Annotated in this window: 28 protein-coding genes and 1 tRNA gene; 18 read left to right on the forward strand and 11 right to left on the reverse strand. The window is 67.8% G+C overall.

The window, feature by feature from the left end:
- The first annotated feature begins 1 nt into the window (after nt 1).
- The 4 genes from nusB (at nt 2) to AC3IS2_RS05310 (ending at nt 4,267) form a co-directional block, all read left to right on the forward strand.
- Nucleotides 2–496: a transcription antitermination factor NusB gene (gene nusB / locus AC3IS2_RS05295; protein WP_489200101.1), complete on the forward strand. Its 495-nt coding sequence runs from the start codon at nt 2–4 to the stop codon at nt 494–496.
- The gene (gene thiL, locus AC3IS2_RS05300) at nt 483–1,472 is read left to right on the forward strand and encodes a thiamine-phosphate kinase (protein WP_489199604.1); all 990 of its coding nucleotides are present in this window, start codon (nt 483–485) and stop codon (nt 1,470–1,472) included. Before nusB ends, thiL begins: the two co-directional genes overlap by 14 nt.
- A gap of 41 nt (nt 1,473–1,513) precedes the next feature.
- On the forward strand, nt 1,514–1,939 hold the full coding sequence (locus AC3IS2_RS05305) for a hypothetical protein (RefSeq protein ID WP_489199605.1): 426 nt from the start codon (nt 1,514–1,516) through the stop codon (nt 1,937–1,939).
- Nucleotides 1,940–2,116: 177 nt separating this feature from the next.
- Nucleotides 2,117–4,267, forward strand: a complete 2,151-nt coding sequence (locus tag AC3IS2_RS05310) for a sodium-translocating pyrophosphatase (RefSeq protein WP_489199606.1) — start codon at nt 2,117–2,119, stop codon at nt 4,265–4,267.
- 112 nt (nt 4,268–4,379) lie between these two features.
- On the opposite strand, the gene bamE is transcribed toward AC3IS2_RS05310, so the two are convergent.
- Nucleotides 4,380–4,859, reverse strand: a complete 480-nt coding sequence (gene bamE, locus AC3IS2_RS05315) for an outer membrane protein assembly factor BamE domain-containing protein (protein WP_489199607.1) — start codon at nt 4,857–4,859, stop codon at nt 4,380–4,382.
- A gap of 87 nt (nt 4,860–4,946) precedes the next feature.
- On the opposite strand from bamE, the gene AC3IS2_RS05320 reads away from it, so the two are divergent.
- The 7 genes from AC3IS2_RS05320 (at nt 4,947) to AC3IS2_RS05350 (ending at nt 9,100) form a co-directional block, all read left to right on the forward strand.
- Nucleotides 4,947–5,474: a ubiquinol-cytochrome C chaperone family protein gene (locus AC3IS2_RS05320; protein ID WP_489199608.1), complete on the forward strand. Its 528-nt coding sequence runs from the start codon at nt 4,947–4,949 to the stop codon at nt 5,472–5,474.
- Nucleotides 5,471–6,004, forward strand: coding sequence for a YceD family protein (locus AC3IS2_RS05325; RefSeq protein ID WP_489199609.1), 534 nt, complete (start codon nt 5,471–5,473; stop codon nt 6,002–6,004). The genes AC3IS2_RS05320 and AC3IS2_RS05325 overlap by 4 nt, the downstream gene beginning before the upstream one ends.
- 129 nt (nt 6,005–6,133) lie before the next feature.
- Nucleotides 6,134–7,174, forward strand: coding sequence for a phosphate acyltransferase PlsX (gene plsX / locus AC3IS2_RS05330; RefSeq protein ID WP_489200102.1), 1,041 nt, complete (start codon nt 6,134–6,136; stop codon nt 7,172–7,174).
- Nucleotides 7,171–8,148: a beta-ketoacyl-ACP synthase III gene (locus AC3IS2_RS05335; protein WP_489199610.1), complete on the forward strand. Its 978-nt coding sequence runs from the start codon at nt 7,171–7,173 to the stop codon at nt 8,146–8,148. Before plsX ends, AC3IS2_RS05335 begins: the two co-directional genes overlap by 4 nt.
- 72 nt (nt 8,149–8,220) lie before the next feature.
- Nucleotides 8,221–8,529 (forward strand): integration host factor subunit alpha, encoded by a 309-nt coding sequence (locus tag AC3IS2_RS05340; protein ID WP_441456311.1) that lies wholly within the window; start codon nt 8,221–8,223, stop codon nt 8,527–8,529.
- Nucleotides 8,530–8,535: 6 nt separating this feature from the next.
- The gene (locus tag AC3IS2_RS05345; RefSeq protein WP_489199611.1) at nt 8,536–8,952 is read left to right on the forward strand and encodes a MerR family transcriptional regulator; all 417 of its coding nucleotides are present in this window, start codon (nt 8,536–8,538) and stop codon (nt 8,950–8,952) included.
- 71 nt (nt 8,953–9,023) lie between these two features.
- Nucleotides 9,024–9,100 (forward strand) — tRNA-Pro (locus AC3IS2_RS05350).
- Nucleotides 9,101–9,165: 65 nt separating this feature from the next.
- Here the strand turns inward: AC3IS2_RS05350 and AC3IS2_RS05355 are convergent.
- Nucleotides 9,166–9,372 (reverse strand): DUF2842 domain-containing protein, encoded by a 207-nt coding sequence (locus tag AC3IS2_RS05355; RefSeq protein ID WP_489199612.1) that lies wholly within the window; start codon nt 9,370–9,372, stop codon nt 9,166–9,168.
- Nucleotides 9,372–9,626 carry a transglycosylase gene (locus AC3IS2_RS05360; protein ID WP_489199613.1) on the reverse strand — a complete coding sequence of 85 codons (255 nt, stop codon included), beginning with the start codon at nt 9,624–9,626 and terminating at the stop codon, nt 9,372–9,374. Before AC3IS2_RS05360 ends, AC3IS2_RS05355 begins: the two co-directional genes overlap by 1 nt.
- A gap of 131 nt (nt 9,627–9,757) precedes the next feature.
- On the opposite strand from AC3IS2_RS05360, the gene AC3IS2_RS05365 reads away from it, so the two are divergent.
- Nucleotides 9,758–10,825, forward strand: a complete 1,068-nt coding sequence (locus AC3IS2_RS05365) for a COX15/CtaA family protein (protein WP_489199614.1) — start codon at nt 9,758–9,760, stop codon at nt 10,823–10,825.
- Here AC3IS2_RS05365 and AC3IS2_RS05370 read toward each other — a convergent pair.
- The 4 genes from AC3IS2_RS05370 to AC3IS2_RS05385 all read right to left on the reverse strand — a co-directional run bounded on the left by AC3IS2_RS05370 (nt 10,794) and on the right by AC3IS2_RS05385 (nt 14,870).
- Nucleotides 10,794–12,203, reverse strand: coding sequence for an alkaline phosphatase PhoX (locus AC3IS2_RS05370; protein WP_489199615.1), 1,410 nt, complete (start codon nt 12,201–12,203; stop codon nt 10,794–10,796). The two genes, AC3IS2_RS05365 and AC3IS2_RS05370, sit on opposite strands and share 32 nt — an antisense overlap.
- A gap of 102 nt (nt 12,204–12,305) precedes the next feature.
- Nucleotides 12,306–13,310 carry a cobaltochelatase subunit CobS gene (gene cobS / locus AC3IS2_RS05375; protein ID WP_489199616.1) on the reverse strand — a complete coding sequence of 335 codons (1,005 nt, stop codon included), beginning with the start codon at nt 13,308–13,310 and terminating at the stop codon, nt 12,306–12,308.
- Nucleotides 13,311–13,321: 11 nt separating this feature from the next.
- On the reverse strand, nt 13,322–14,431 hold the full coding sequence (locus tag AC3IS2_RS05380) for an FAD-dependent oxidoreductase (RefSeq protein ID WP_489199617.1): 1,110 nt from the start codon (nt 14,429–14,431) through the stop codon (nt 13,322–13,324).
- A gap of 10 nt (nt 14,432–14,441) precedes the next feature.
- Nucleotides 14,442–14,870 carry an organic hydroperoxide resistance protein gene (locus AC3IS2_RS05385; protein ID WP_489199618.1) on the reverse strand — a complete coding sequence of 143 codons (429 nt, stop codon included), beginning with the start codon at nt 14,868–14,870 and terminating at the stop codon, nt 14,442–14,444.
- 131 nt (nt 14,871–15,001) lie between these two features.
- On the opposite strand from AC3IS2_RS05385, the gene AC3IS2_RS05390 reads away from it, so the two are divergent.
- Complete coding sequence (locus AC3IS2_RS05390) at nt 15,002–15,271, forward strand: hypothetical protein (RefSeq protein ID WP_489199619.1); 270 nt, start codon at nt 15,002–15,004, stop codon at nt 15,269–15,271.
- On the opposite strand, the gene AC3IS2_RS05395 is transcribed toward AC3IS2_RS05390, so the two are convergent.
- Nucleotides 15,231–15,902, reverse strand: coding sequence for a J domain-containing protein (locus AC3IS2_RS05395; protein WP_489199620.1), 672 nt, complete (start codon nt 15,900–15,902; stop codon nt 15,231–15,233). The two genes, AC3IS2_RS05390 and AC3IS2_RS05395, sit on opposite strands and share 41 nt — an antisense overlap.
- Before the next feature lie 60 nt (nt 15,903–15,962).
- Here AC3IS2_RS05395 and AC3IS2_RS05400 point away from each other — a divergent pair, with 60 nt between their 5' ends.
- From AC3IS2_RS05400 to AC3IS2_RS05420, 5 genes are all read left to right on the forward strand, one after another.
- Nucleotides 15,963–16,250, forward strand: a complete 288-nt coding sequence (locus AC3IS2_RS05400; RefSeq protein WP_489199621.1) for a BolA family protein — start codon at nt 15,963–15,965, stop codon at nt 16,248–16,250.
- 102 nt (nt 16,251–16,352) lie between these two features.
- Nucleotides 16,353–18,161, forward strand: a complete 1,809-nt coding sequence (locus AC3IS2_RS05405; RefSeq protein WP_489200103.1) for an ATP-binding protein — start codon at nt 16,353–16,355, stop codon at nt 18,159–18,161.
- A 94-nt stretch (nt 18,162–18,255) separates the two neighbouring features.
- On the forward strand, nt 18,256–19,149 hold the full coding sequence (locus AC3IS2_RS05410) for a mechanosensitive ion channel family protein (protein ID WP_489199622.1): 894 nt from the start codon (nt 18,256–18,258) through the stop codon (nt 19,147–19,149).
- 5 nt (nt 19,150–19,154) lie between these two features.
- The gene (locus tag AC3IS2_RS05415) at nt 19,155–20,171 is read left to right on the forward strand and encodes a threonine aldolase family protein (RefSeq protein ID WP_489199623.1); all 1,017 of its coding nucleotides are present in this window, start codon (nt 19,155–19,157) and stop codon (nt 20,169–20,171) included.
- Nucleotides 20,172–20,217: 46 nt separating this feature from the next.
- A complete protein-coding gene (locus AC3IS2_RS05420) occupies nt 20,218–22,107 on the forward strand; it encodes an ABCB family ABC transporter ATP-binding protein/permease (protein ID WP_489199624.1) in 1,890 nt (629 codons plus the stop codon).
- Here the strand turns inward: AC3IS2_RS05420 and AC3IS2_RS05425 are convergent.
- The 3 genes from AC3IS2_RS05425 to AC3IS2_RS05435 form a co-directional block, all read right to left on the reverse strand.
- Complete coding sequence (locus AC3IS2_RS05425) at nt 22,092–22,577, reverse strand: chemotaxis protein CheE (protein ID WP_489199625.1); 486 nt, start codon at nt 22,575–22,577, stop codon at nt 22,092–22,094. The two genes, AC3IS2_RS05420 and AC3IS2_RS05425, sit on opposite strands and share 16 nt — an antisense overlap.
- The gene (locus tag AC3IS2_RS05430) at nt 22,574–23,149 is read right to left on the reverse strand and encodes a response regulator (protein WP_489199626.1); all 576 of its coding nucleotides are present in this window, start codon (nt 23,147–23,149) and stop codon (nt 22,574–22,576) included. Before AC3IS2_RS05430 ends, AC3IS2_RS05425 begins: the two co-directional genes overlap by 4 nt.
- 88 nt (nt 23,150–23,237) lie before the next feature.
- Complete coding sequence (locus AC3IS2_RS05435) at nt 23,238–24,188, reverse strand: acetyl-CoA carboxylase carboxyltransferase subunit alpha (protein WP_489199628.1); 951 nt, start codon at nt 24,186–24,188, stop codon at nt 23,238–23,240.
- Between the last annotated feature and the right edge of the window lie 57 nt (nt 24,189–24,245).

Raw genomic sequence — 24,245 nt, forward strand, 5'->3', positions numbered from 1 at the left:
CATGGCCCAGCTGGCCGAGGCCGACAAAGCCCGCGCCGAGCCGCAACTGACCAGCCGTCAGCGCCGCGCCCGCACGGTCGCCCGTCTGGCCGCCGTCCAGGCCCTGTATCAGATGGAGCTGGCGGGCGAGGGCGTGGACGTCATCGTCAAGGAATTCCGCGATCACCGCTTCGACGCCGACATCGACGGCGCGCCCCTGGCCGAGGCCGACGAGGACTGGTTCTCGGACATCGTCCACGGCGTGGTCGAGGACCAGCGCGGCATCGACGAGGCGGTCAAGGCGCGCCTGGCCTCCAACTGGCGGCTGGAACGTCTGGACGCCACGCTGCGCGCCCTGCTGCGCTGCGGCGCCTGGGAGCTGAAGTCCAAGCCCGACGTGCCGCGTGAAATCGTGATCGACGAGTATGTCGAGCTGGCCAAGGCCTTCTTCGACGAAGCCGAAGCCAAATTCGTGAACGCGGCGCTCGACGGCGTGGCGCGCGATGCCCGCGATTGATGTCGCTGGCGAATTCGAGACCATCCAGCGGCTTCTGAAGCCGCTGGCGCACCCGGAATGGGCGAGGGGGCTGGCCGACGACGTGGCCGTGCTGCCCTCGCGTCCGGGGCATGATCTGGTTCTGACCAAGGACGCCATCATCGAGGGCGTCCACTTCCTGCCCGACGACCCGCTGGACAAGGTGGCGCAGAAGCTCTTGCGCGTGAACCTGTCCGACCTGGCGGCCAAGGGGGCCGAACCGTTCGGTTATCTGCTGGCCTGTCACTGGTCCGAGCGCTGCGGCTGGCCCGAGCGCGAGGCCTTCGTCGCTGGACTGCGGCGCGATCAGGCCATCTTCGACATCGCCCTGCTGGGCGGCGACACGGTCAAGACGCCCGGTCCCGCCAGCTTCTCCGCCACCATGCTGGGCTGGGCGCCGGCGTCCTCCACGGTCAGCCGCGCGGGCGCACGCCCCGGCGATCTGGTCTTCGTCACCGGGACCATAGGCGACGGCTGGCTGGGGCTTCAGGCGGCGCAAGGCTCCCTGTCGCTGGCGCCTGAGCGCATGGACGCGCTGGAAGCCGCCTATCGCACCCCCATGCCGCGCGTGGAGTTCGCCTCGGTCGTGCGCGGCCTGGCCACCGCCAGCGCCGACGTGTCCGACGGCCTGCTGGCCGACGCCGGCCATATCGCCGAGGCCAGCCGCGTGGGCATCGAGCTGGATCTGGAGGTCCTGCCCCTGTCGGCGGCGGCCCAGGCCTGGCTGGACAGCCGGGTGGACGCGCAAGCGGCGCTGGAGCTGCTGGCTGCCGGCGGCGACGACTACGAGATCGTCCTGACCGTGCCTGCCGGGGCCGAGAACGCCCTGCGCCGGGAAGCCGAACGCCGCCACCTGCGGCTGACCCGCATCGGCCGGGTGGTCGAGGGCAAGGGCGTGGTCGTGCGCCACCTTGGTCAGGCAATCACCCCGACCCGCACCGGCTGGACCCACGACTAGGCCGCAACGGAATCCTAACCGGGGCACGGCAGGATGAACCCATGCAACGTCGCGCCCTGATCCAGGCTGGAGCCATCCTGACCGCCGCCGCCGTCGCGGGATCGGCCCGCGCGTCCGAGAAGGCCGCGCCGGCCGCCGCCACGGTCAACATGACGGGGGTCGGTCTGCCGATCATCGTGGACGGCCGGGTGCGGAACTATGTCTTCATCGTGCTGAAACTGCACCTCGGGCCTGGCCATACGGTCGAGGCGGTGCGGGCCAAGGAAGCCTATCTGCGCGACGCCCTGATTCGCGCCGGGCACCGGACGCCCTTCGTCCTGCCGGACACCTGGGTGGCGCTGGATACGGCGGCCCTGAGCGCCAGTCTGATCCGCTCGGCCTCGACCCTGGTCGGGCGGGGCGCCGTGGCGCGGGTCGAGGTCGTCAGCCAGACGCCGCGCCGTCGCACGGGCATGCAGGGCGTCTGACGTCCTCGCAGAGCGCTGTTGCGTCACAGCGCTGCTTTTGACACTGTTAAGCCGCAATTCCCGGGGGACGTGAGGTTGCGTCCGTAGGCGCACGGGGGGACCGGAAGGCGGAGAGAGGCGAAACGCCCGCCCGCGCCAAGGATCCGTGTGCTCGTTGCACAAGGGCTTGGAAACGCCATGATGAATTACGTTTGGCTGGCCATCACGGCCGGCGCGCTGGGGGTGCTTTACGGCGCTGTCCAGACCGCCGTCCTGATGAAGGCCGGCACGGGTAACGACAGGATGCGAGAGATCGCCGCGGCGATCCAGGAAGGGGCGTCGGCCTATCTGAAGCGTCAGTACACAACGATTGGTATGGTGGGGGTCGTGATCTTGGTCGCGGCCTTTTTGCTTATCGGACCCTGGGCTGCGCTCGGGTTCCTGATCGGGGCGGTGCTGTCGGGCGCGGCCGGGTTCGCCGGGATGCTGATCTCGGTGCGGGCCAATGTGCGCACGGCGCAGGCGGCGTCTGAAAGTCTGGCCAAGGGGCTGGACCTGGCGTTTCGTTCCGGCGCCATCACCGGCATGTTCGTGGCGGGCGGCGCGCTTCTGGGCGTCTCGGGCTACTATGCCTTCATGACCCAGGGCATGGGCTTCGAGTCCACCAGCCGCGAGGTCATCGACGGCCTGGTGGCGCTGGGCTTCGGCGCCTCGCTGATCTCCATCTTCGCGCGACTGGGCGGCGGCATCTTCACCAAGGGCGCTGACGTGGGCGGCGACATGGTGGGCAAGGTCGAGGCCGGCATCCCCGAGGACGATCCCCGCAACGCCGCCACCATCGCCGACAACGTGGGCGACAACGTCGGCGACTGCGCCGGCATGGCCGCTGACCTGTTCGAAACCTATGCCGTCACGACAGTGGCGACCATGGTGCTGGCAGCCATCTTCTTCCGCAACCAGCCCTATGTCGAAGTGATGATGATGCTGCCGCTGGCGATCTGCGGCATCTGCATCGTGACCTCGATTATCGGCTCCTTCTTCGTCCGACTGGGCAAGGGCGGCAACATCATGGGGGCCCTGTATCAGGGCCTGATCGTCACCGGCGTTCTGTCGGTCGCGGCGGTCTGGTGGGTGATCAACTCGCTGCTGCCCGGCGCGGTCGAGACGTCCGGCGGGCTGCTGATCCAGCCGATGAACCTGTTCTGGTCCGGCGTCGTCGGCTTGCTGGTCACGGCCGCTATTGTGGTCGTCACCGAATTCTACACCGGCACGGCCTTCCGCCCGGTCAAGTCGGTGGCCAACGCCTCGGTCTCGGGGCACGGCACCAATGTTATCCAGGGCTTGGCCGTCTCGCTGGAATCGACGGCCCTGCCGGCGCTGGCCATCATCGTCGGCATCGTCGCGGCCTTCCAGTTGGCGGGCCTGTTCGGCATCGCCATCGCCACCACGACCATGCTGGGCGTGGCGGGGATGATCGTGGCGCTGGACGCCTTTGGTCCCGTCACCGACAACGCCGGCGGCATCGCCGAAATGGCGGGCCTGCCGCCGGAAGTCCGCGTCTCGACCGACGCTCTGGACGCGGTGGGCAACACCACCAAGGCCGTGACCAAGGGCTACGCCATCGGCTCGGCGGGCCTGGGGGCGCTGGTCCTGTTCGCGGCCTATGTGGAGGATCTGAAGCACTTTGCGGCCGAGGCTCAGCCGGGCAGCTTCTTCTACGGTCTGGGCGCGGTCGCGTTTGACCTGTCCAACCCCTACGTGGTCGTGGGCCTGCTGTTCGGGGGGCTGCTGCCCTTCCTGTTCGGCGGCATGTCGATGACGGCGGTGGGACGCGCCGCCGAGGCCGTCGTGGCCGAGGTGCGCCGTCAGTTCCGCGAGAACCCGGGCATCATGACCTTCCAGACCAAGCCGGAATACGGCCGGGCGGTGGACATCCTGACCAGCGCGGCCATCCGCGAGATGATCGTGCCCAGTCTGCTGCCGGTCCTGTCGCCGATCGTCCTGTTCGTCGTGGTGCTGTTCATCCAGCCGGACAAGGCCAACGCCTTCGCCGCCCTGGGGGCCATGCTGATGGGGGTGATCGTGACCGGCCTGTTCGTGGCCATCTCGATGACCTCGGGCGGCGGCGCCTGGGACAACGCCAAGAAGCTGATTGAGGAAGGCTTCACCGACAAGAACGGCGTGGTCCACGGCAAGGGCTCGGAAGCGCACAAGGCCGCCGTCACCGGCGACACCGTGGGCGATCCCTACAAGGACACCTCTGGTCCGGCGGTGAACCCGATGATCAAGATCACCAACATCGTGGCCCTGCTGCTGCTGGCGGTGCTGGCCAGCGGGAAGATCGGGTAGGGGGCTTAACGCCTGAAATGAAGAGCGCCCCGGAGAGCGATCTCCGGGGCGTTTGTCATTCTTAGTGGCCTATGCTCGCCGCGCGGCGGCTCGCGATTTGAGGCCGAGGGCCTTAGTCCGGACGGCGCTGGCCGGGGACGTCTTCTTCGGTGCGCGGCAGCTGGCCGCGGCCGACGTTGCCCAGCAGTTGTTCGAGAATCGTCAGCTGACGGCCGCGGGTCGGCGTCTCGCGGCGCTGCATCGCGATCTGACGACCGTCTTCCAGGCCCAGGGTGCGGACCGAAGCGACCTTGTCGTCGGCCTTGTTGAAGGTGATTTCCGTCACCGTGCGCTGCGACACCTGCGGCTTGTTGTAGGTGTAACGCTCGGTCATCTGGGTCATGTAGTACCAGACGGTGTCGGGCTCGAAGGTCGAGGTCGTCGACGGCGAGCCGAGGCGCGCCAGGACGGTTTCCTTGGTGTCCGTGCCGGCCACGACGTCCTGAGGCTTGGCGTCGATCGCCTGGAAGCCCTGGGTGGCGACAACGGGCGCACAGGCGCCGGCAGCGGCGGCCAGCGCAACGGCGGCGAAGATCGGTGTAAATCGGGGCATCAGCGTCCGCCTCAGCATAACAAGGTCTTTGACCTAACCGGCGCTGCGTCCTAGTGCAACGGCGCGGCGAAAAAGGGGCTGTTGCTCATGCTTAGAAATCTCTTCCGACAACGACCCGACGAGCGCCAGGGCGACGCCCTGTATGCTCTGGCGGTCGAACAGGCCCGCCAGCCGGCTTTCTACACCGCCCTGGGCGTGGCCGACCGGATCGACGCCAGGTTCGAGCTCTACACCCTGCACGTCCTGATTCTGTTCCTGCGGCTCAAGCAGGACGGCGAGCGCGGCGAGGCCGCGGCCCAGAAGCTGTTCGACACCTATATTTCGTCGCTGGACAACACCCTGCGTGAACTGGGGGTCGGCGACGTCTCGGTCGGCAAGAAGATGCGCAAGCTGGGCGAGTCCCTGTATGGCCGCATGAACGCCTATGAAGGCCCGCTGCGCGCCGAGGATGTCGACGCCCTGGCTGCGTCCCTGGCCAAGAATGTCTATGAAAGCGCCGACGCCGAGACCGGACGCACGCTGGCGCGTTACGCCGTGGCGTCGCGTCAGAGCCTGTCGGCGCAATCCTTTGAAACCGTGTCCAGCGCTCCGGCCTGGGCGGAGATCGCTGCATGACCGACGTCGCCCCCTTGCCCTACAGCGAGCCGCTGCGGCTGCATCAGATCGGCGCGGGCCTTCAGCGACGCCTGACGCCGGACGCCGAGACGTGCAAACGGATCGCCCGCGCGCTGGACCTGCAGGCGCTGGATGCGTTCGAGGTCGACATCAATCTGGTTCCGACGGTCTCGGGCTGGCGGATGGAGGGGCGGGTCACGGCCGACGCCGTCCAGACCTGCGGCCTGACGCTGGAGCCCCTGCCGGTCCATATCGACCGCAAGTTCTCGGTGCAGATGGTCGAGGCGACCGAGCGCGAGGACGACGAGGACGGCGAAATCGACCTGGAGCTGGACGACGATTCGGCGGATCAGATCGAGGACGGCCGCATCGACCTGGGTCAGTACGCCGTCGAGCAACTGGCGCTGAGCCTGGATCCCTTCCCCCGGAAACCGGGCGCGGTCTTTGAACAGCCCAAGGAACCGGGCGAAATCTCGCCTTTTGCGGTGCTCAAGAGCCTGCAATCCAAGGACGGTTCCGACGAAGGTTGACCTGACGTCGACCTGATAGCATCCCAAGGGTGCGACATTTGCGTCCTGCATCCCTATATGAAGCCGCGACAAGACGGCGACGGAGTCCATTTCCACTTGGCATCCCCAACACTGATCTCGCTCGACGCCATGGGGGGAGACCACGGTCCCTCGGTCGTGGTCGGCGGCGTGAAGGACTATCTCTCGCGGCATGACGGCGAGGGCGTGCGTTTCCTGCTGCATGGCGACGAGGCGGCGATTCGCGGCGAGATGGCGCGCTGCGCCCTGACTGACGCCGTCTGCGACGTGCGCCACACCGACAAGGTCGTGGCCATGGACGAAAAGCCGGCCCAGGCCATGCGCCGGGGCAAGGGTTCCAGCCTGTGGAACGCCATCGAGGCGGTGAAGACGGGCGAGGCCAAGGCCGCCGTTTCCGCCGGCAACACCGGCGCCCTGATGGCAATCTCCAAGCTGATCCTGCGCATGGCGGCGCCGGGGCTGGAACGCCCCGCCATCGTCGCCAGCTGGCCGACCCTGCGCGGCTATACGGCGGTGCTGGACGTCGGCGCCAATATCGGCAGCGACGCCAAGCAACTGATCGAGTTCGCCATCATGGGCGAGGCCTTCCAGGCGGCCGTTCACGGGGTGGCCAAGCCGACCGTCGGCCTGCTGAACGTCGGCTCCGAGGACATGAAGGGCCACGACGAGGTACGCGAGGCCCACGCCATCCTGCGCGAAGGCGGCATCCCGCTGGCCTATCACGGCTTCGTCGAGGGCGACGACATCGCCAAGGGCACGGTGGACGTGGTCGTCACCGACGGCTTCACCGGCAATATCGCCCTGAAGACGGCCGAGGGCACGGCGCGCTTCATCTCCAGCCTGCTGAAAGAGGCGCTGACCTCTGGACCCATCGCCAAGCTGGGCGCCCTGATCGCCATGCCGGCGCTGAAGCGCATGGCCGCCAAGATCGACCCCAACGCCATCAACGGCGGGCCTCTGCTGGGGCTGAACGGAATCGTCGTGAAAAGCCACGGCGGCGCCACGGCGCGGGGCTATGGCAACGCCATCCGCATCGCCGTCGATCTGGCGCGCAGCGATTACATGGCCAAGGTCGGGGCTAACCTGGGACGGCTCGCCGCCCTGGACCAGCCCGCGCCCGCCGCCGAAACCATCGGGGAGACCCACCAGTGAGCGTCATTCGCAGCGCCGTGACCGGCGTCGGCTCTTTCCTGCCGGAGAAGGTCGTCACCAACGCCGACCTGGCCAAGTTCGTCGACACCTCCGATGAGTGGATCGTCGAGCGCACCGGCATCAAACAGCGCCATCAGGCCCGCGACGACGAGCCGACCAGCGATCTGGCGGTCGAGGCCGCACGCCGCGCCCTGGCCGACGCGGGCAAGACAGCGGCCGACGTCGACCTGATCATCGTCGCCACCACCACCCCGGACCAGACCTTCCCCGCCACCGCCGCCATCGTGCAGAGCAAGCTGGGCGCGCCGGTCGGCATCGCCTTCGACGTTCAGGCGGTCTGCTCGGGCTTTGTCTATGCGATGAGCGTGGCCGACGGCTTCGTCGCGCGCGGCATGGCCAAGTGCGCCCTGGTCATCGGCGCCGAGGAAATGACCCGGCTGATGGACTGGAACGACCGGACCACCTGCGTCCTGTTCGGCGACGGCGCGGGCGCCTTTGTCATCGAACCGCGCGAGGGGCAGGGGACCAAGGCCGATCAGGGCGTGCTGGGCTTCGCCCTGCGCTGCGACGGCAGCAAATCGGACATGCTCTATGTCGACGGCGGCCCGGCCACGACCGGCACGGTCGGTCATCTGAAGATGCTGGGCAACCAGGTCTTCCGCCACGCGGTCGTCAATATCGCCGAAGCCATCGTCGGCGCGGCCGAGGCGGCGGGCGTCGACATCCCGGAAATCGACTGGTTCGTGCCGCACCAGGCCAACCAGCGCATCATCAAGGGCGTGGGCGAACGCCTGGGCCTGGACGAGGACAAGGTCATCTCGACCGTCGCCATGCACGCCAACACCTCGGCGGCGTCGATCCCCCTGGCCATGGATGCAGCCATCAAGGACGGACGCATCAAGCGCGGCGATCTGGTGCTGGTCGAGGCCATGGGCGGCGGCCTGACCTGGGGCGCCTGCGCCTTCCGTCTCTAGATTTGCATTCAGGGCTTTGATTCGGGGCGACTTTGCCCTTCTATGCATGCGGATTGGCAGCGGAGAGACGCAGTGACGGGACAACAGACCCTGACCCGGGCGGATTTGTGCGAGGCGGTGCATGAAGAGGTGGGCCTGTCCCGCCAGGAATGCTCCGGCCTGGTCGAGCGTACGCTCGAACTGGTCGTCGAATCGCTGGAGCACGGCGAGACGGTGAAGCTGTCCGGCTTCGGCGTCTTCCAGGTGCGCGAGAAGCGCGCCCGGATGGGCCGCAACCCCAAGACGGGCGAACCGGCGGCGATCAACCCGCGCCGGGTCATCAGCTTCCGCGCCTCGCAGATCATGAAGAGCCGGGTCCACGACGCGGTCGTCGAGGACTAGTCTAACGTGGCCAAAAGCCCGAACGCCTTTCGCACCATTTCCGAGGCCGCTGACGAAGTCGGCGCGCCCCAGCACGTCCTGCGCTTCTGGGAGACGAAGTTCGACTTCATCGCCCCGGTCAAGCGCGCGGGCGGCCGTCGTTTCTATCGCCCCGAGGACGTCACCGTCCTGAAAGGCGTGCGTCGATTGCTGCATGACGAGGGGCTGACAATTCGCGGCGTCCAGCGTCTGCATAAAGAGCAGGGGCTGGCTCGTCTGGCCGCCTATGGCGATCCGACGACGGCGCTGGAGATCGACGCCGACGTGGAACGCGAACCCGTCGCCGCCGCTGCGGCCCAGCCGTTCGAGGCCGCGCGCCTGGGCGCCGTTTTGGCCGACCTGGAGTCGGCCAAGGCGCGTCTGGAGGCTGTTCTGCAGCGCTGAGGCGAACTTGTTGTTCAAAGAGCGTTTTAGCGTTTGCGGACTGCGGAATCGCCCTCTATAGGGAGCGTCTTCGGAGCGTGGCGCAGCCTGGTAGCGCACTTGACTGGGGGTCAAGGGGTCGCAGGTTCGAATCCTGTCGCTCCGACCATTTCCTTAGGGAAATCGGTTGGTTAAAGGGGTCGCTTTCGGGCGGCCCCTTTTGCAATTCCGGGCCTACTTCGACCCCGGCTCGCGCTCGGCCCAGCGCAGCAACGGGATCAGGGGGATGCCCCAGCCAATGCCGGCGACCGTGAAGAAGATCAGGTCCAGCCACCAGATGTCCGGCAGGCGATCGTTGATCGACACCGCGCCCCAGACCCAGAAGGCGAGGAAGAACAGGACGCCGATGGTGGCGACGAATCGGCGGGTCCGAGAGCCCATCAGCGCTTGCTCCTGAACAGGAAGAAGGCGACCAGGCAGATCACGGCGGCGACCAGGGACCAGACGACCCAGATCCAGTCGCTCAGCGTCGCAACCGCGAAGACGCGGATGGCCAGAAAGGCGCCGCATCCCGCGCCGACGGCGGCGACCAGAATGGTCCCGCCCAGGCCGCGACGACCCGTCAGCAGGTCGGCGATCCAGGCTAGGGCCAGGGCGCCGACGACGGCGATGGCGATATCCGCATATGGCGCCACGGGCGCTCCTTCAGAATGGTGCGACGCCTTGGCGTCGAAAGCGACTCGATCTTGCCGCGCTTGGGGGGCATACCGCCCCGGTCGCCCGGTGGGTTTGGCGACAGTGTATCGGGGCGAACGGCAGGCGTCGAATGAACCGTTTTGTAAATCAGGATCGCAGCCGCGCAGTCGCGCTGTGGCTGTTCTTCAGCGCGGCGATGGTTTTCGCCATGGTGGTCATCGGCGGCGTGACGCGCCTGACGGGTTCGGGCCTGTCGATCACCGAGTGGAAGCCCATCATGGGCGCCATTCCGCCGCTGAACGCCGCCCAGTGGGCTGAGGCCTTCGACAAGTACAAGGCGATCCCGCAGTACGCCCAGGTCAACGCCGGCATGAGCCTGGGCGAGTTCCAGGGCATCTTCTGGTGGGAATGGCTGCACCGTCTGGTCGGGCGCCTGATCGGCGTGGTCTTCGCGGTGCCCTTCGTGGTCTTCCTGCTGATGCGGCGGATGCCCAAGCGGCTGATCGTGCGCTGCCTGGTCCTGCTGGCCCTGGGCGGTCTGCAGGGGCTGATCGGCTGGTGGATGGTGTCCAGCGGCCTGTCGGAGCGGGTGGACGTGGCCCCGGAGCGGCTGGCGACCCACCTGGGGCTGGCTTTTGTCATCTTCGCCGGCCTGATCTGGACCGGGCTGGAGGCCTGGTCGGGGTCTGACCATTCGCGCTCGCCGCGCGGCTGGACCTGGGGCGCCGGACTGCTGTTGGCCGCCGTCTTCGCTCAGTGCCTGCTGGGCGGGCTGGTGGCCGGGGCCAAGGCGGGGATGATCTATACCGACTGGCCGATGATGAACGGCGCGGTCTTCCCGCCGGTGGAGTGGGGCAAGGGGGCAATCGCCTTCCTGCACGATCAGGGGCTGGTGCAGTTCAATCACCGCATCGGCGCCTATCTGCTGCTGGCGGCGGGCACGGCCTACGCGATCCACGCCTGGCGCTGGCGGCTGGCCGAGGGGCTGGGCCTGTCGGCTTTCGTTCTGGCGGGATTGCTGTGGCTTCAGGCGGCGCTCGGCGTCGTCACCCTGATGCACGCCGTGCCGATCACCCTGGGCGCGCTGCACCAGGCGGTGGCGGCCCTGGTGCTGGGCGCGGCGACGGTCAACCTGTGGCTGGTTCGCCGCTCGCGCCCGCGCCTGTTCATGAGCGGACCGCGTTCCACGGGCCTCTGATCGCGAAGGTCAGGCCGGGGTACATGATGTTCACGAACAGGACGTCGCCGTCCGGCGAGAACACGGCCCCGGCGAACTCCGAGTTCCCGGTGAAGACGTTGCGGGCGATGGTGTAGAGGCGGCCGTCGGGGGTCACGCCCTTGATGTGGTTGCGCACTTCGTCGGAATAGTTGTCCTCGCAGACGATCAGGTGGCCCCAGGGTGCGATGCACAGGTTGTCGCCCATGTTCATGGTGCGCAGGTCGGTGCTTTCGACGAACAACTGGATGCGGCCCGGCGAGCGGCCCTCGTCCGCGCCGCCTTCGTCGGGCGAGGGGACGTAGCGCATGATCTGGCCCCGACGCAGCGGCCCGCCCGAGGTGGCGGTCAGGTAGAGCTCGTTCTCGCCCCAGAAGATTCCTTCGCCGCGCGCCACCTTCACGGCGCCTGCGGCATGGCCGCGCAGACGCAGGTCGTCGTTGGGCGATTCCACGTCCGGCATGTCGATCCACTCGACCTCGCGCCAGTCGTTGACGGACCAGACGCGGGCGTCGTGATTGGAACTGTCGGCGGCGGGCTGGCCCTTGAAAGCCATGGCCTGCAGCCGTCCACCGTGCGCCAGCTGGCCCGGAACCGTGGGGATGAAGCGGTAGAACAGGCCGTCGCCCTGATCCTCGGTCAGGTAGGCGATGCCGGTGCGCGGGTCGATGCAGACGGCTTCGTGGTCGAAGCGGCCCATGGCCTTCAGCGGCACGGGATCGATCAGGCCGGTGGCGTCAGCGGGGACCTCGAACACCCAGCCGTGGGCCTTGCTCACGTCGGCGTCGGCGGGGGTCTCGACCGTCTCCTCGCAGGTCAGCCAGCTGCCCCAGGGTGTGTGGCCGCCGCAGCAGTTGGTCGAGGTGCCGGCCAGCGACAGGTGTTGGCGCACTGTCTGACGGGTTTCGAGGTCGTAGATCAGCGTGGTGGTGCCGCCCGGCAGGGGGCGGCCGTCCTTGTAGGTGTCATAGGCCTTGGAGGCGTCCAGCAGGCCGAGGCGCTCGTGATGGAAGCCGCCGGGCCCCATGTTGCGATGAAGCGCCTTGGACCCCTTCAGTTCGTGGTTGCGCACCAGGGCCACCGTGGTCGGCGTCAGGGGGAAGCAGCCCATGCCGTCCGGCTGGCCGGGGACCAGCAGGCCGTCATCCATCGTCTCGCCACTCTGGGAGATGACCTGATAGGAAAAGCCCTGGGGCAGGTCGAGCAGGCCGTTGGGATCGGCCTTCAGCGGGCCATAGCCCTCGACCTGATTGACGTAGGTTTCCTCGCCTGCGCTCTGGGCGTGGACGTTGCGGGCAAAGCCGGCGAAGGCGAAGGCCGCGGCCCCGGTCGAGATCAGTTGGCGGCGTTGCAGACGCATAAGACGACTCCGATAGGTTCGAAGCCGCTTAGAACGGGCGCTGGCGACAGCGCCGTCAAGCTAATGTGACGGTTACGCGGCTGCGGCGTTGCGTCGCCGGGATCAGCCGATCTTCACTCGCGTCGCGGCTTCGGGCAGGTCCTCGCCGAAGGCGCGTTGGTAGAACTCGGCGATGGTCGGGCGTTCCAGCTCGTCGCACTTGTTCAGGAAGGTCAGGCGGAACGACAGGGCCAGGTCGCCGCCGAAGATGATGGCGTTCTGGGCCCAGGTGATGACCGTGCGGGGCGACATGACGGTGGAGATGTCGCCGTTCATGAAGGCGTTGCGGGTCATGTCGGCGACGCGGACCATGGCGGCGATGCGGCGCTTGCCGTCAGCGTCGTTCCATTCCGGGATCTTGGCGGCGACGATCTCGGCTTCGACGTCGTGGTCGAGGTAGTTCAGGGTGGTGACGATGTTCCAGCGGTCCATCTGGCCCTGATTGATCTGCTGGGTGCCGTGATACAGGCCCGAGGTGTCGCCCAGACCGATGGTGTTGGTGGTCGAGAACAGGCGGAACCAGCGGTTCGGACGGATGACGCGGTTCTGGTCCAGCAGGGTCAGACGGCCTTGCGCCTCTAGCACGCGCTGGATCACGAACATGACGTCGGGACGGCCCGCGTCGTATTCGTCGAAGACCAGGGCGACCGGGCGTTGCAGCGACCAGGGCAGGATGCCCTCGCGGAACTCGGTGATCTGCTTGCCTTCTTTCAGGACGATGGCGTCCTTGCCGATCAGGTCGATGCGGCTGATGTGGCTGTCCAGGTTCACGCGGACCAGCGGCCAGTTCAGGCGGGCGGCGACCTGTTCGATGTGGGTCGACTTGCCGGTGCCGTGATAGCCCTGAACCATGACGCGGCGGTCAAAGGCGAAGCCGGCGCAGATGGCCAGCGTCGTCTGCGGATCGAAGCGATAGGATTCGTCGATCTCGGGCACATGGCTGTCGCGCGTGTCGAAGGCCGGCACGACCATGTCGGAATCGACGCCGAACGCCTCCCTCACCGTCACCTTGCGGTGCGGCTCCAGCGTGACCAGGGGATCGGGCGAGGCGTCGAGGAGAGAGGTCATGACAGATGCGATTAGCGCAGCACGACCGGGTGGTCGAGGCCCAGACCGATGCGCGCGACCCGTTCGATCAGGAAGGGCAGGCGGGTGGCGACGGGAATGACGGCGCGGCGAGCCAGATCGGCCCCGGCGCCGGTGTTCCGCACGAAACTGGTCAGGGCGCGCACGCGGCGCACCACGGCCTTGTCGACTGGACGGCGCAGCCGATCGTAATCCTCGATTCGCTCGGCCTCGCCGCTGAGGAATTCGGCGGCGCAGTCGGCGAAGACGAAGGCGTCCTCGATGCCCAGGTTCATGCCGCGCGCGCCGATGGGGGAGTGAATATGGGCGGCGTCTCCGCCCAGGGCGACGCGACCGACGCTCATGGCCGAGGCCATGCGGTGCGAGACGTGGAAGTCCGATCGCCAGCGGACGGCGCCCGCGCGCCAGCCCTCGGGCAGGTTGCCCAGCAGCGGCGGGCCGAAGCCGATCAGGCGAAAGCGCGCGCCGGAATAGGGCAGGCAGACGAAGACGGCGTCGTCGCGAAAGTCGATCCAGGCCTCGTCGGACGGCGGACCATCCAGATCGACGTCGATCAACTGCCACGGCTCGGCCCAGGCGTCGCCGGGAAAGCCGAGGCCCAGCCCCTTGCGCACCGTGGAATGGGCGCCGTCGGCGGCGAACAGCAGCGGCGTCCGCACGCGCTCGCCCGACGACAGGACCGCCGTGACGGCGTCGGCGTCCTGGGACAGCCCAGTCAGGGCCAGGCCGCGTTCGACCGCGACGCCGCGCACGGCCAGGGCCTCGGTCAGCAGGGCTTCGGTGCGCGCCTGGGGCAGGATGGCGAGGGGAAAACGAGCGCCGACATCGAGTTCGGCGAGATGGACCACAGCCAGGGTCTGGCCGTGTCGGTGGATATGCAGCCGGGCCACGGTCCCGGCCTCGGCCAGGATGCGGGCGGTGACGCCAGTGGCCTCCAGCAGGTCCAGGGTGCGCGGATTGACGCCCAAGGCCTTGGAGGTGGCGGTCGGCGTCTCCGCCGCATCAATCAGGCGCACGGCCACGCCGCGTCGGGACAGAAAGAGCGCCGCCGCCAGCCCCGTGGGACCGGCGCCGATGACCAGGACCTGGGGGGCGGCGCTCATGGCCGCAGGCTCAGGCGGCGCTCAGCGCCACGTCGACGTTGCCGCGTGTGGCGTTGGAATAGGGGCAGACCTGATGCGCCTTCTGGAGCAGATCGTCGATGACCGCCTGATCAAGGCCGTGGCCGGTGATGTGGAGCGTGACGTCCAGATTGAAGCCTTCACCGCGCGTATTCTTGCCAAAGCCGACCCCGGCCGTGACCTTTGTGTCCGGCCCGACCGGCGTTCCGGCCTTGCCTGAGACCAGGCGGAGCGCGCCCAGGTAGCAGGCGGCGTAGCCCGTGGCGAAAAGCTGTTCTGGATTGGTGCCGTCGCCGCCCTTGCCCCCCATTTCAGCGGGGACGGACAGGCGCACGTCGATCTTGCCGTCATCTGTAGCGGAGCGGCCCTCGTCGCGGCCGCCTCCCGATGCCGTGGCGTGGGCGCGGTACAAGACTTCCATCAGGCGACTCCTCAGGTGCTTCGAGGATTCGGATATGGGGGGCAGTAGGACAGAAACAACGGTTCTGTGATTCGTGTAATCCACAAGGGGGTGTTAATAATTTGTTCATCGCTTCCGTCGGGGAAGGTGCCATGAACACGCACACGCAGTACTTCTGCTATGTCTATGATGCGCCTGAAAGCACGCCGCTGATGTTCGTGCTGGATGCGGACAGTTTTCCCGAAGCCGTGCAAGAAACGCGGCTCAGGCTGCAGGACGAGAACGGCGACGCCGTCTTCGCTGAAATCTGGGACGGCTCGGGCGAAGGGGCGATGACGCGCGTCGCCGGCGCCCCCCGATCGGTCGGCTTGCTTCGTTCGCTCAGGCGTGCCCGGCCTTTTTCAAGGTTTTCCAGGCCTTGATGACGCGCTGAAGCTTGGCCTCGGCGCCGCGGTCGCCGCCGTTGGTGTCCGGGTGGAAGCGTTTCAGCAGTTCATGATAGCGCGCCTTGATGGCCGTCTTGTCCGCGCCGGGCTTCAGGTCCAGGTCGGCTAGCGCCGCCTGCTCGATCTTGCCGATGCGATGCACTTCGGGCGCGGCCGGGCCGGCCTGTTCCTGGGTGCGACGACCGAACAGGCCGAAGCTGTCGCGCCAGGAACCGGCGCCTTCGGTGTTGGCCGTGCCCATCTTGGCGGCGAAGGCGGCGGCTTCGCGGGTGTTCTTGCCGGCCTTCATCTCCCAGGTCGGGCGGCCGCCGGTCATGGCCTCGTTTTCCTGGGCGGCGCGGATCTGGCCCTCGCTCATGCCCGCATAGAAGTTCCAGCCCTTGTTGTACTGGCCTGCGTGGACCTGACAGAAGTCGTAGAAGTCGGCCAGTTGCTCGCGTGACTTGGGCGCCTTGGCGGTGGCTGGGCGGCTGCAGTCCGGCCACTGGCACGGCTTTTCGCCCGGCTTCAGGTGCAGGACATCGGCCTCGGCCTGCTCTTCCTCGGGCTTGGGCGGCTTCACGCGGATGTCGGTGAAGCGAGGCTTGTATTCAAATGACGCGGACATCGCCCCAAGTGTAAGCTGGAATTGGACAGCTTCAAGGAACGACCGATGTCAGATGGCCCCGTGGCGGCACTTATCCGCGAAAAACTGACCGCGGCCTTCGCTCCGGCGCGGATCGAGCTGGAGGACGACAGCTGGAAACACGCCGGGCATCACCACGAAGGCGGCATGGACGCCAAGGACGGCGGCGAGAGCCATTTCCAACTGATGATCGTGTCCGACGCCTTCGAGGGGCAGGGGCGTGTCGCGCGTCAGCGAGCGGTCAACGCGGTGCTGAAAGACGAGCTGTCTGGACCTGTTCACGCGCTTTCCGTTCGTGCGCTGACAGTCGGCGAGGCCGCCCTGGTCTAGGCGGTGTGCCGGTTTGATACGTAAAATTCCGCATTCACACCGTCTTAGAACCTTCAATCTAGCGTCCGCAGCGAACTGATTTGCAAGAGCGGGGGCGTGCGAATGGTGGGGGACGGGATCAAGGGACTGGACGGGCAGGCGCCCGGCGAGGCCGCACAGGCGCTGACCGCGATCCTGCAGACGCACTACCTGCGCTATATGATCATTGTCAGCTGGGCTGTCGGCGTCATCGTCACGGTCGGCATGGTCCAGGGCCTGACCTGGTTCGTCGCCACCCTGGCCGCCGGCGCCCTGCGCGGTGAAGTCGAGAAGCGGGTCAGCCAGCGCGTCGGCGCCGGGTGGGGCATGGTCTTCCCGGTCGTGGCGACCGGCACCACGGCGGTCTGGGCCGTGGCGCCGCTGATCGCCTGGTTCTCGAAGTCGCCCTTCGGCCATGAGCTGGCGATCGCCCTGTTGGTGTCGGGCTATGTGCTGGTGTTCGCCCAACTGCGCAGCTCGCCGCGTCAGGCGATCGTGATTTCCTCGCCCTATGGCTTGGCGGCGGCGATCATCGCCGTCAGCCTGTTCGGCGGCCCCCTGTTCTGGCCCTTCCTCACCCTGGTGCCGTTCATCGCCGCCAGCCTGTTCGTGCTGGTGACCATGACCATGCTTCGTGAGGAGCGGATCCGCGCCTTCCAGGCCCACCAGTCCCACCTGATCGAGGAGCTTGAGGCCGCGCGCGACAGGGCGGACGCGGCCAACGAGGCCAAGTCCAGCTTCCTCGGCGTCATTTCGCATGAACTGCGCACGCCGATGAACGGGGTGCTGGGCGCCGCCCAGCTTCTCAGCGCCACGCGCCTGGAGGGGACGCAGCGCGAGTATCTGTCGATCATTCGCAACTCGGGCGACAATCTGCTGAGTCTGCTCAACGACATCCTGGACATGACCAAGATCGAAGCGGGCAAGATGAGCTTCGATATCGTGGACGTTCAACTTGAGGACCTGCACCGACGCATCGTCGGGCCCTTCATGGCCCAGGCCGAGGCCAAGGGGCTGAACTTCATCTCGACGTTCGAGGGCGAAATTCCGGCAGTGGTCCGGGGCGATCCCCTGCGGGTCTGTCAGGTGGTGCAGAATCTGCTCTCGAACGCCGTGAAGTTCACCGACGAGGGCGACATTCGCTTCAACGTCTACGCCCGGCGCGTTTCGGATCGCCGCGTAGCGTTCGAGTTTTCTGTCACCGACAGCGGTTCGGGCATCTCCACCGAGGATCTGGATCGCCTGTTCCAGCCGTTTACCCAGGTCGACAACTCCTCGACCCGCAAATTCGGCGGCACGGGTCTGGGCCTGACCATCGCGCGGCGCATGGCGCATATCATGGGCGGCGACATCACGGTGACGTCCAGCCTGGGCCAGGGTTCGACCTTCACCCTTTCGGTCGAAGGCGAGGTGGTCGAGTGGAGCCGCCCCGAGACGGCCGAAGAGATCGACGCCGATATCGCCAGTCACGACCATCTGAACGTGTTGGTGGTCGAGGACCATCCGGTCAACCGCATGATTCTTGAGGCCTGGATGGGGTCGGCGGGGCATCGCACGAGTACGGCCGAGAACGGCGAACTGGCCGTCGAGGCGACGAAGAGCCAGCGCTTCGACCTGATCATCATGGACGTCAACATGCCGGTGATGGACGGACTGACGGCGACCCGGCTGATCCGCGAAAGCGGCGGCGTCAACGTCGACACGCCGATCGTCGTCCTGTCCGCCTCGGCGCGCCATGAAGATCACGAGGCCGGGTTGGCGGCCGGCGCCGACGCCTATCTGAACAAGCCGATCGACTTCCGCGGGTTGGCGGTGCTGATGGGGCAGGTGCAGGGCGGTCGCGGGGCGCTGCAATCCACCCAGGCCCAGGGCGAGGCCGCCGCCGCAGCCTGACCTTCCGGCGTCCAGCGGCCGCAGGGAGCGATTGAAGCGAGAAGCTCGCCCACGAGGGCTTCCATTCGCGGCGGCAGGCGCTAGACCCAAGGTCATGTCTTCCTTGCACGAAACCCTTTCTCAGGCCGTCGTCGTCGGTGAAAAGCGGCTGAGCGTCGACGCCGCCATCCTGGCCAAGCTGGCGGACATGGCCGGCGACCTGGCGATCAACCTGACCATCGCGGCGCTGATCTTCGCCGCCACTCTGTTCATCGCCCGCTGGGCGTCGGGGGTGACGCGGCGGGTGCTGGGGCGGATGCGGGCCTTCCGTCACGACCAGACCGTGCTGAGCTTCGCCGCCCAGGTCGTGCGGGTGGTGGTCATCATCATCGGCCTGATCGCCGTGCTGCAGCGGCTGGGCGTGCAGACGACCTCGATCATCGCCGTCCTGGGCGCCGCCTCGCTGGCGGTCGGCCTGGCCCTGCAGGGCACGCTGTCGAACGTGGCGGCGGGGGTCATGCTGCTGGTGCTGCGGCCCTATCGCGTCGGCGAGGTGATCGACGTCGCCGGCGCCACGGGCACGGTGCAGAAGCTGGACCTGTTCACGACCCAGATGACCAACGCCAACAACCACAAGATCGTCATCCCCAACTCCAAGGTCCTGAGCGACGTCATCATCAACCTGACAGGCCAGAAGACACGCCGGATCGAGATCAAATTCACCGTCGGCTATGGCGAGAACCTGAAATCGGCGTGCGACCTGCTGGCTGGCGTGGCGAGCGGGCACAAGGCCGTCCTGACCGATCCTGAGCCGTGGACCGGCGTGACCGCGCTGAAGGACAGCGCGGTCGAGATCACCCTGCACGCCTGGGTCAAGGTGGACGCCTGGTGGCAGACCCAGTCGGATCTGATTCAGGCGGGCAAGGAGGCGCTGGACGCCGCCGGCATTGAAATCCCGTTCCCGCATCAGGTTGAAATCCCGTTCCGTGCCCCCGCTCAGAAGGACTGAATTCCGTGCGTTACGATTTCGGATCGGACAATACGGCCGGCATGGCTCCGGCCGCGCTGGAAGCGCTGGCGACGGCCAACGGCGGGTTCGCGCGAGCCTATGGCGCGGACGAGACCTCGGCGCGTGCGGCTGATCTGATCCGTCAGCGGCTGGACGCCGACGCCGAGGTGCGCTTCGTCTTCAGCGGCACGGCGGCCAACGCCATCGCCGTCTCCATGCTGGCTCGACCCTATGAGGCGGTGCTGACGCATCATGCGGCCCACATCTGCACCGACGAGACGGGGGCGCCGGGCTTCTTTGGCCAGGGCGTCGGCCTGATCGGCCTGCCGGGCTATTCGGGCAAGATCGACGGTCTGGCCCTGCGCGCCGCGCTGGAGGAGCCTGTGGTCGGCCATCGCCAGCCGGCGGCGGCGCTGAGCGTCACCCAGGCCACGGAATACGGCGCGGTCTATTCCGAGGAGGAACTGCGCCATCTGATCGAGCCGGCGAAGCAGGCCGGTCTGGGCGTCCACATGGACGGGGCGCGGCTGGCCAATGCGGCGGCGGCGGGTTTCGACCTGAAGGACATTCCGCGTCTGGGCGTGGACATTCTGGTGTTCGGCGGGGCCAAGGCGGGCGCGAACTGCGCCGAGGCCCTGGTCATCTTCGACAAGAGCCTGACGCGTCGGATCGACAACCGGCTGAAGCAGGCCGGGCAGACGGCGTCCAAGGGGCGGTTCCTGGCGGCGCCCATTCTGGGGCTGCTGGAGTCGGGCGCCTGGGAGAGCGGCGCGGCTCACGCCAACCTGATGGCCCAGCGTCTGGCCGACGGCATCGAGGAACGTTCGCCCTTCGTCCTGGCCCACCCGGTCGAGTCCAACGCCGTCTTCGTGCGGATGCCGGATGAGGCGCATCAGCGGCTGAACGCCCTGGGCTGGGCCTGTTACCAGTTCGACGACGGTTCGGTGCGGTTCGTCTGTTCCTGGGCGACGAGCGAGGGCGCGGTGGATGAACTGCTCGAAGCCATCGCGAGCCTGAACTGAATGTCGGTTTCGCTCCGGCGAGGCGTCCATATGCTGGAGCATGACCATGCGCGGTGAACGATCGGGCCGACGGGGCGACACCACGGCCAAGGTCGTGGCCGCCGGGCAGGACCCCGTGAAGCAGGACGCGCCGCCGACGCTGCAGGCGCTGGGCGATCTGCTGCGCGTGGTCGGCCGCTCGGGCGCGCCGCAACTGCCGTGGCGCATCGCCGGGGCCATCGGCCTGACGCTGGCGGGCAAGGGGCTGGGCGTGGCCGCGCCCCTGATCCTGGGGGCGGCGGTCAATCATCTGGCGGCGGGGCAGGGCGCGGCGGCCGCCGTGGGCTGGGGCTTTGCGGCCTTCGCCGTGGGCTGGGCCGTGGTGCGCTTCCTGTCGGCGGCGACGCCGCAACTGTCGGACGTGGTGTTCGCCCCCGTTCGGGCGGCGGCTCAGCGCAAGACGGCGGCCGAAACCTTTGCTCATGCCCTCAGCCTGTCGCTGGACTTCCACCAGACCAAGCGCTCGGGCGCCCTGTCGCGGGTGATGGATCGCGGCTCGCGGGCCGTGGACTTCCTGCTGCGGATCCTGGTGTTCAATCTCGGTCCGACGGTGGTCGAGCTGGTGCTGGCGGCGGCGGTGCTGAGCGGCAAGTACGACTGGCGCTTCGGCGCGGTGGCAATCGGGGTGGTCGCCGTCTATGCGACCGCGACCTTCGCCATGGCCAACTGGCGGCTGGAGCATCGCCGCGCCATGAACGCCGCCGACAGCGAGGCGGCGGGCCTCTCTGTCGACGCCCTGCTGAACTATGAAACGGTCAAGTCGTTCGGGGCCGAGGGGCGTGCGGCCGCAGCCTATGACCGCTCGCTGTCCACCTATGTGGACGCGGCGCTGAAGGCTAACACCTCGCTGGCGACGCTGAACCTGATCCAGGGTCTGATCATGAACGTCGGCCTGGGGATCATGGCCGTCATGGCCGGGTTCGAGGCGGCGGCGGGACGGATGGGGCCGGGCGACGTGACGGCGGCCGTGCTGATCATGATCTCGCTGTATGCGCCGCTGAACATCCTGGGCTTCGCCTATCGCGAAATCCGCCAGTCCTTCATCGACATGGAGGAGATGCTGAAGGTGACGCGTCAGGCGCCGCAGGTGGCCGACGCCCCCGACGCCGTGGCCTTGCCGCGCCCGACCGGCGGTTGCGGGGCCGAGATCGTCTTCGAGCAGGTGGGCTTTCGTCACGACGCCCGGGCGGCGGGTCTGGACGACGTCAGCTTCGTCACTCCGGCCGGCACGACGACGGCCCTGGTCGGGCCCTCGGGCGCGGGCAAGTCCACCATCGTCAAGCTGGCTCTGCGTCTGCTGGACCCGCAGGAAGGGCGCGTGCTGATCGACGGCCACGACGTGCGTTCGGTGACGCAGGGCTCGCTGCGGGCGGCGGTGGCCCTGGTGCCGCAGGACGTGGCCCTGTTCAACGACAGCATCCGCGCCAACATCGCCTTCGCCCGGCCTGACGCCGACGACACGGCCATCTGGGCCGCAGCCGAGGCGGCGGAACTGGCCGATTTCATCCGCAACCTGCCCGAAGGCATGGAGACGCGGGTGGGCGAACGGGGGCTGAAGCTGTCAGGCGGCGAGCGTCAGCGCGTGGGCATCGCCCGGGCCCTGCTGGCGGCCCCCTGCATCCTGATCCTAGACGAGGCGACCAGCGCCCTGGACAGCCGCACCGAGGCGGCGATCCAGAAGACGCTGCGGAAGGCGCGGGCGGGGCGCACGACCCTGGTGGTGGCGCACCGGCTGTCGACCGTGGCCGACGCCGAGCAGATCCTGGTGCTGAAGGCCGGGCGCATCGTCGAGCGCGGCGCGCACCATGAACTGGTGGCGCGTCAGGGCGGGGAGTACGCCAGCCTGTGGCGCAAGCAGACGCGCGGCGCGAAAAGTCAGGTTCAGTCGGCGGACTGAGACACAACCGGCACCTTGGCCTTCAGCACGTCCTTCAGGCTGGCCAGCACCTGTGTCCGGGCATCGGCCGCTTCGGTCGGCAGGGTCAGCAGCAGACGCAGGGCCTGGGCGTGGACGGTGACGATGCGCCAGTCGAAGGGTCTGTCCTCGGGCGCGGCGTCGATCAGGTCGCACAGGTTGGCGGCGGCGGCGCACAGGTCCTTGAGTTCAAACGGACCGGCGGCGTCGATGACGGCGCTGGAATAGTCGTAAGCCAGGTCCAGAACGCGCGCGGCGTCATTGATCGAGGCAGCGGGCTGCAGGGCGGCGAGCGCTGACACCTGTTCCTCGATGACGGCGCGGCTGCGCGCCTCCATCTCGGCCAGGTTGGCCTTGGCCTGGGCCAGGGCGACGCCGGCGCTGACGCCCCCGGGCTGGTCGATCAGGGTCGACAGGCGCGAACGACGGCGATTGTGCGTGATGACGGTCATAACTCGATCGACGCTCTGCGTTGGGCTTCGAATTCAGCCTTGCGGATTTCTTCGGCGCGACGCTCCAGACCGTCCCAGGGTTCCGAGCGGAACCGCCGATCAGGGCCGAAATAGTCGCCGACCTCAAGGAAGGGACGGGCGTCGCGGGCGACCCAGACGATCCGTTCCAAGAGGACGCCCGCGCTGAACGGCTTGGTGATCAGGAAGTTGGCGCCGCAGTCGCGGGCCTCCGTCACCTTGGAACGGCGGACGTGGGCGGCGGTCATGATGACGGGAGCAAAGGCGTTGGGCTCCAGCCCCGAGCGACGCAGCCAGCGCACGAACTCATAGCCGCTCATGCCCGGCATCTCGCAGTCGACCAGGATCAGATCGACCGGCCGGTCGCGCAGCACGCCGATGGCCTCGGCGGCGCTGCTGCACGAGTGGCGGACCTTAATGCCGAAGCCCAGCAGAGCCTGGGCCGTCAGTTCCAGCGCAAAGGGCGAGTCGTCGATGACCATGGTCATCGCGCCGTTGAAGTTGAACACCGCGCTTTCGCGCAGCGACTCGCCGACCCCGTTCATGCCGCGCATGAAGAGGCCCTGACGTGCAGAAGAGGCGAGGGAGCGAATCGCATGGTTTCAGCTTCGGCGGCGCGGGGCCGTCGTGCAATGCGCGCGGTCAGCCCAGACGACCGATGGCGTAGAAGCGATCGGCGCGCGCCTTGCGGATTTGGTCCGCCGACAGCGTGGACAGCGTCTTCAGCTCGTCTTCCAGGACGTCGCCGACCGACTGGATGGCCCGATCGCGGGCCGTGTGGGCGCCGCCCATCGGCTCGGGAATGACGCGATCGACGATCTTCATCGCCATCAGGTCGGGGGCGGTGATCTTCATGGCCATGGCGGCGTCCTTGGCCCGGGTGCCGTCGCGCCACAGGATGCCGGCTGCGCCTTCGGGCGAGATGACCGAGTAGATGGAGTGCTCCAGCATCAGCACGCGGCTGGCGGCGGCGATGGCGATGGCCCCGCCCGAACCGCCTTCGCCCGTAACCGTGGCGATGGAGGGGACGCCCAGGGTCAGGCCGCGCTCGGTCGAGCGGGCGATGGCCTCGGCCTGGCCGCGCTCTTCGGCGCCCAGGCCCGGATAGGCGCCGGCGGTGTCGACGAAGGTCAGGACCGGCAGGCCGAACTGCTCGGCCATGTCCATCAGGCGGACGGCCTTGCGATAGCCCTCGGGGCGGGCCATGCCGAAATTGTGGGTGATGCGGGTCTGGGTGTCGTGACCCTTTTCGTGGCCCATGACCACGACCGACTGGCCGCGGAAGCGGGCGAGGCCGCCGATGATGGCCTGATCGTCGCCGAACTGACGGTCGCCGTGCAGTTCCACGAAGTCGGTGAACAGGCCGTCGATATAGTCGACGAAGTGGGGGCGCTGCGGATGGCGCGCGACCTGGGTGCGCATCCAGGGGTCAAGGTTGGCGTAGGTCTTCACCCGCAGGGCGTCGGCCTTCTTGCGCAGGGCGGCGATCTCGGTCTCGAACGAACCGCTGGTGGGCGCCAGATGCGACAGCTCCGCGATCTTGGCTTCCAGCTCCGCGATGGGCTTTTCGAATTCGAGGTAGTGCGTGGCCATAAGGCGTCCGTGAGGAGGAAGCGCGGTTGGCGCTACGGAAAGCGGCGGAAACTAGAG

The sequence above is a fragment of the Brevundimonas sp. KH_025 genome, assembly GCF_057839885.1.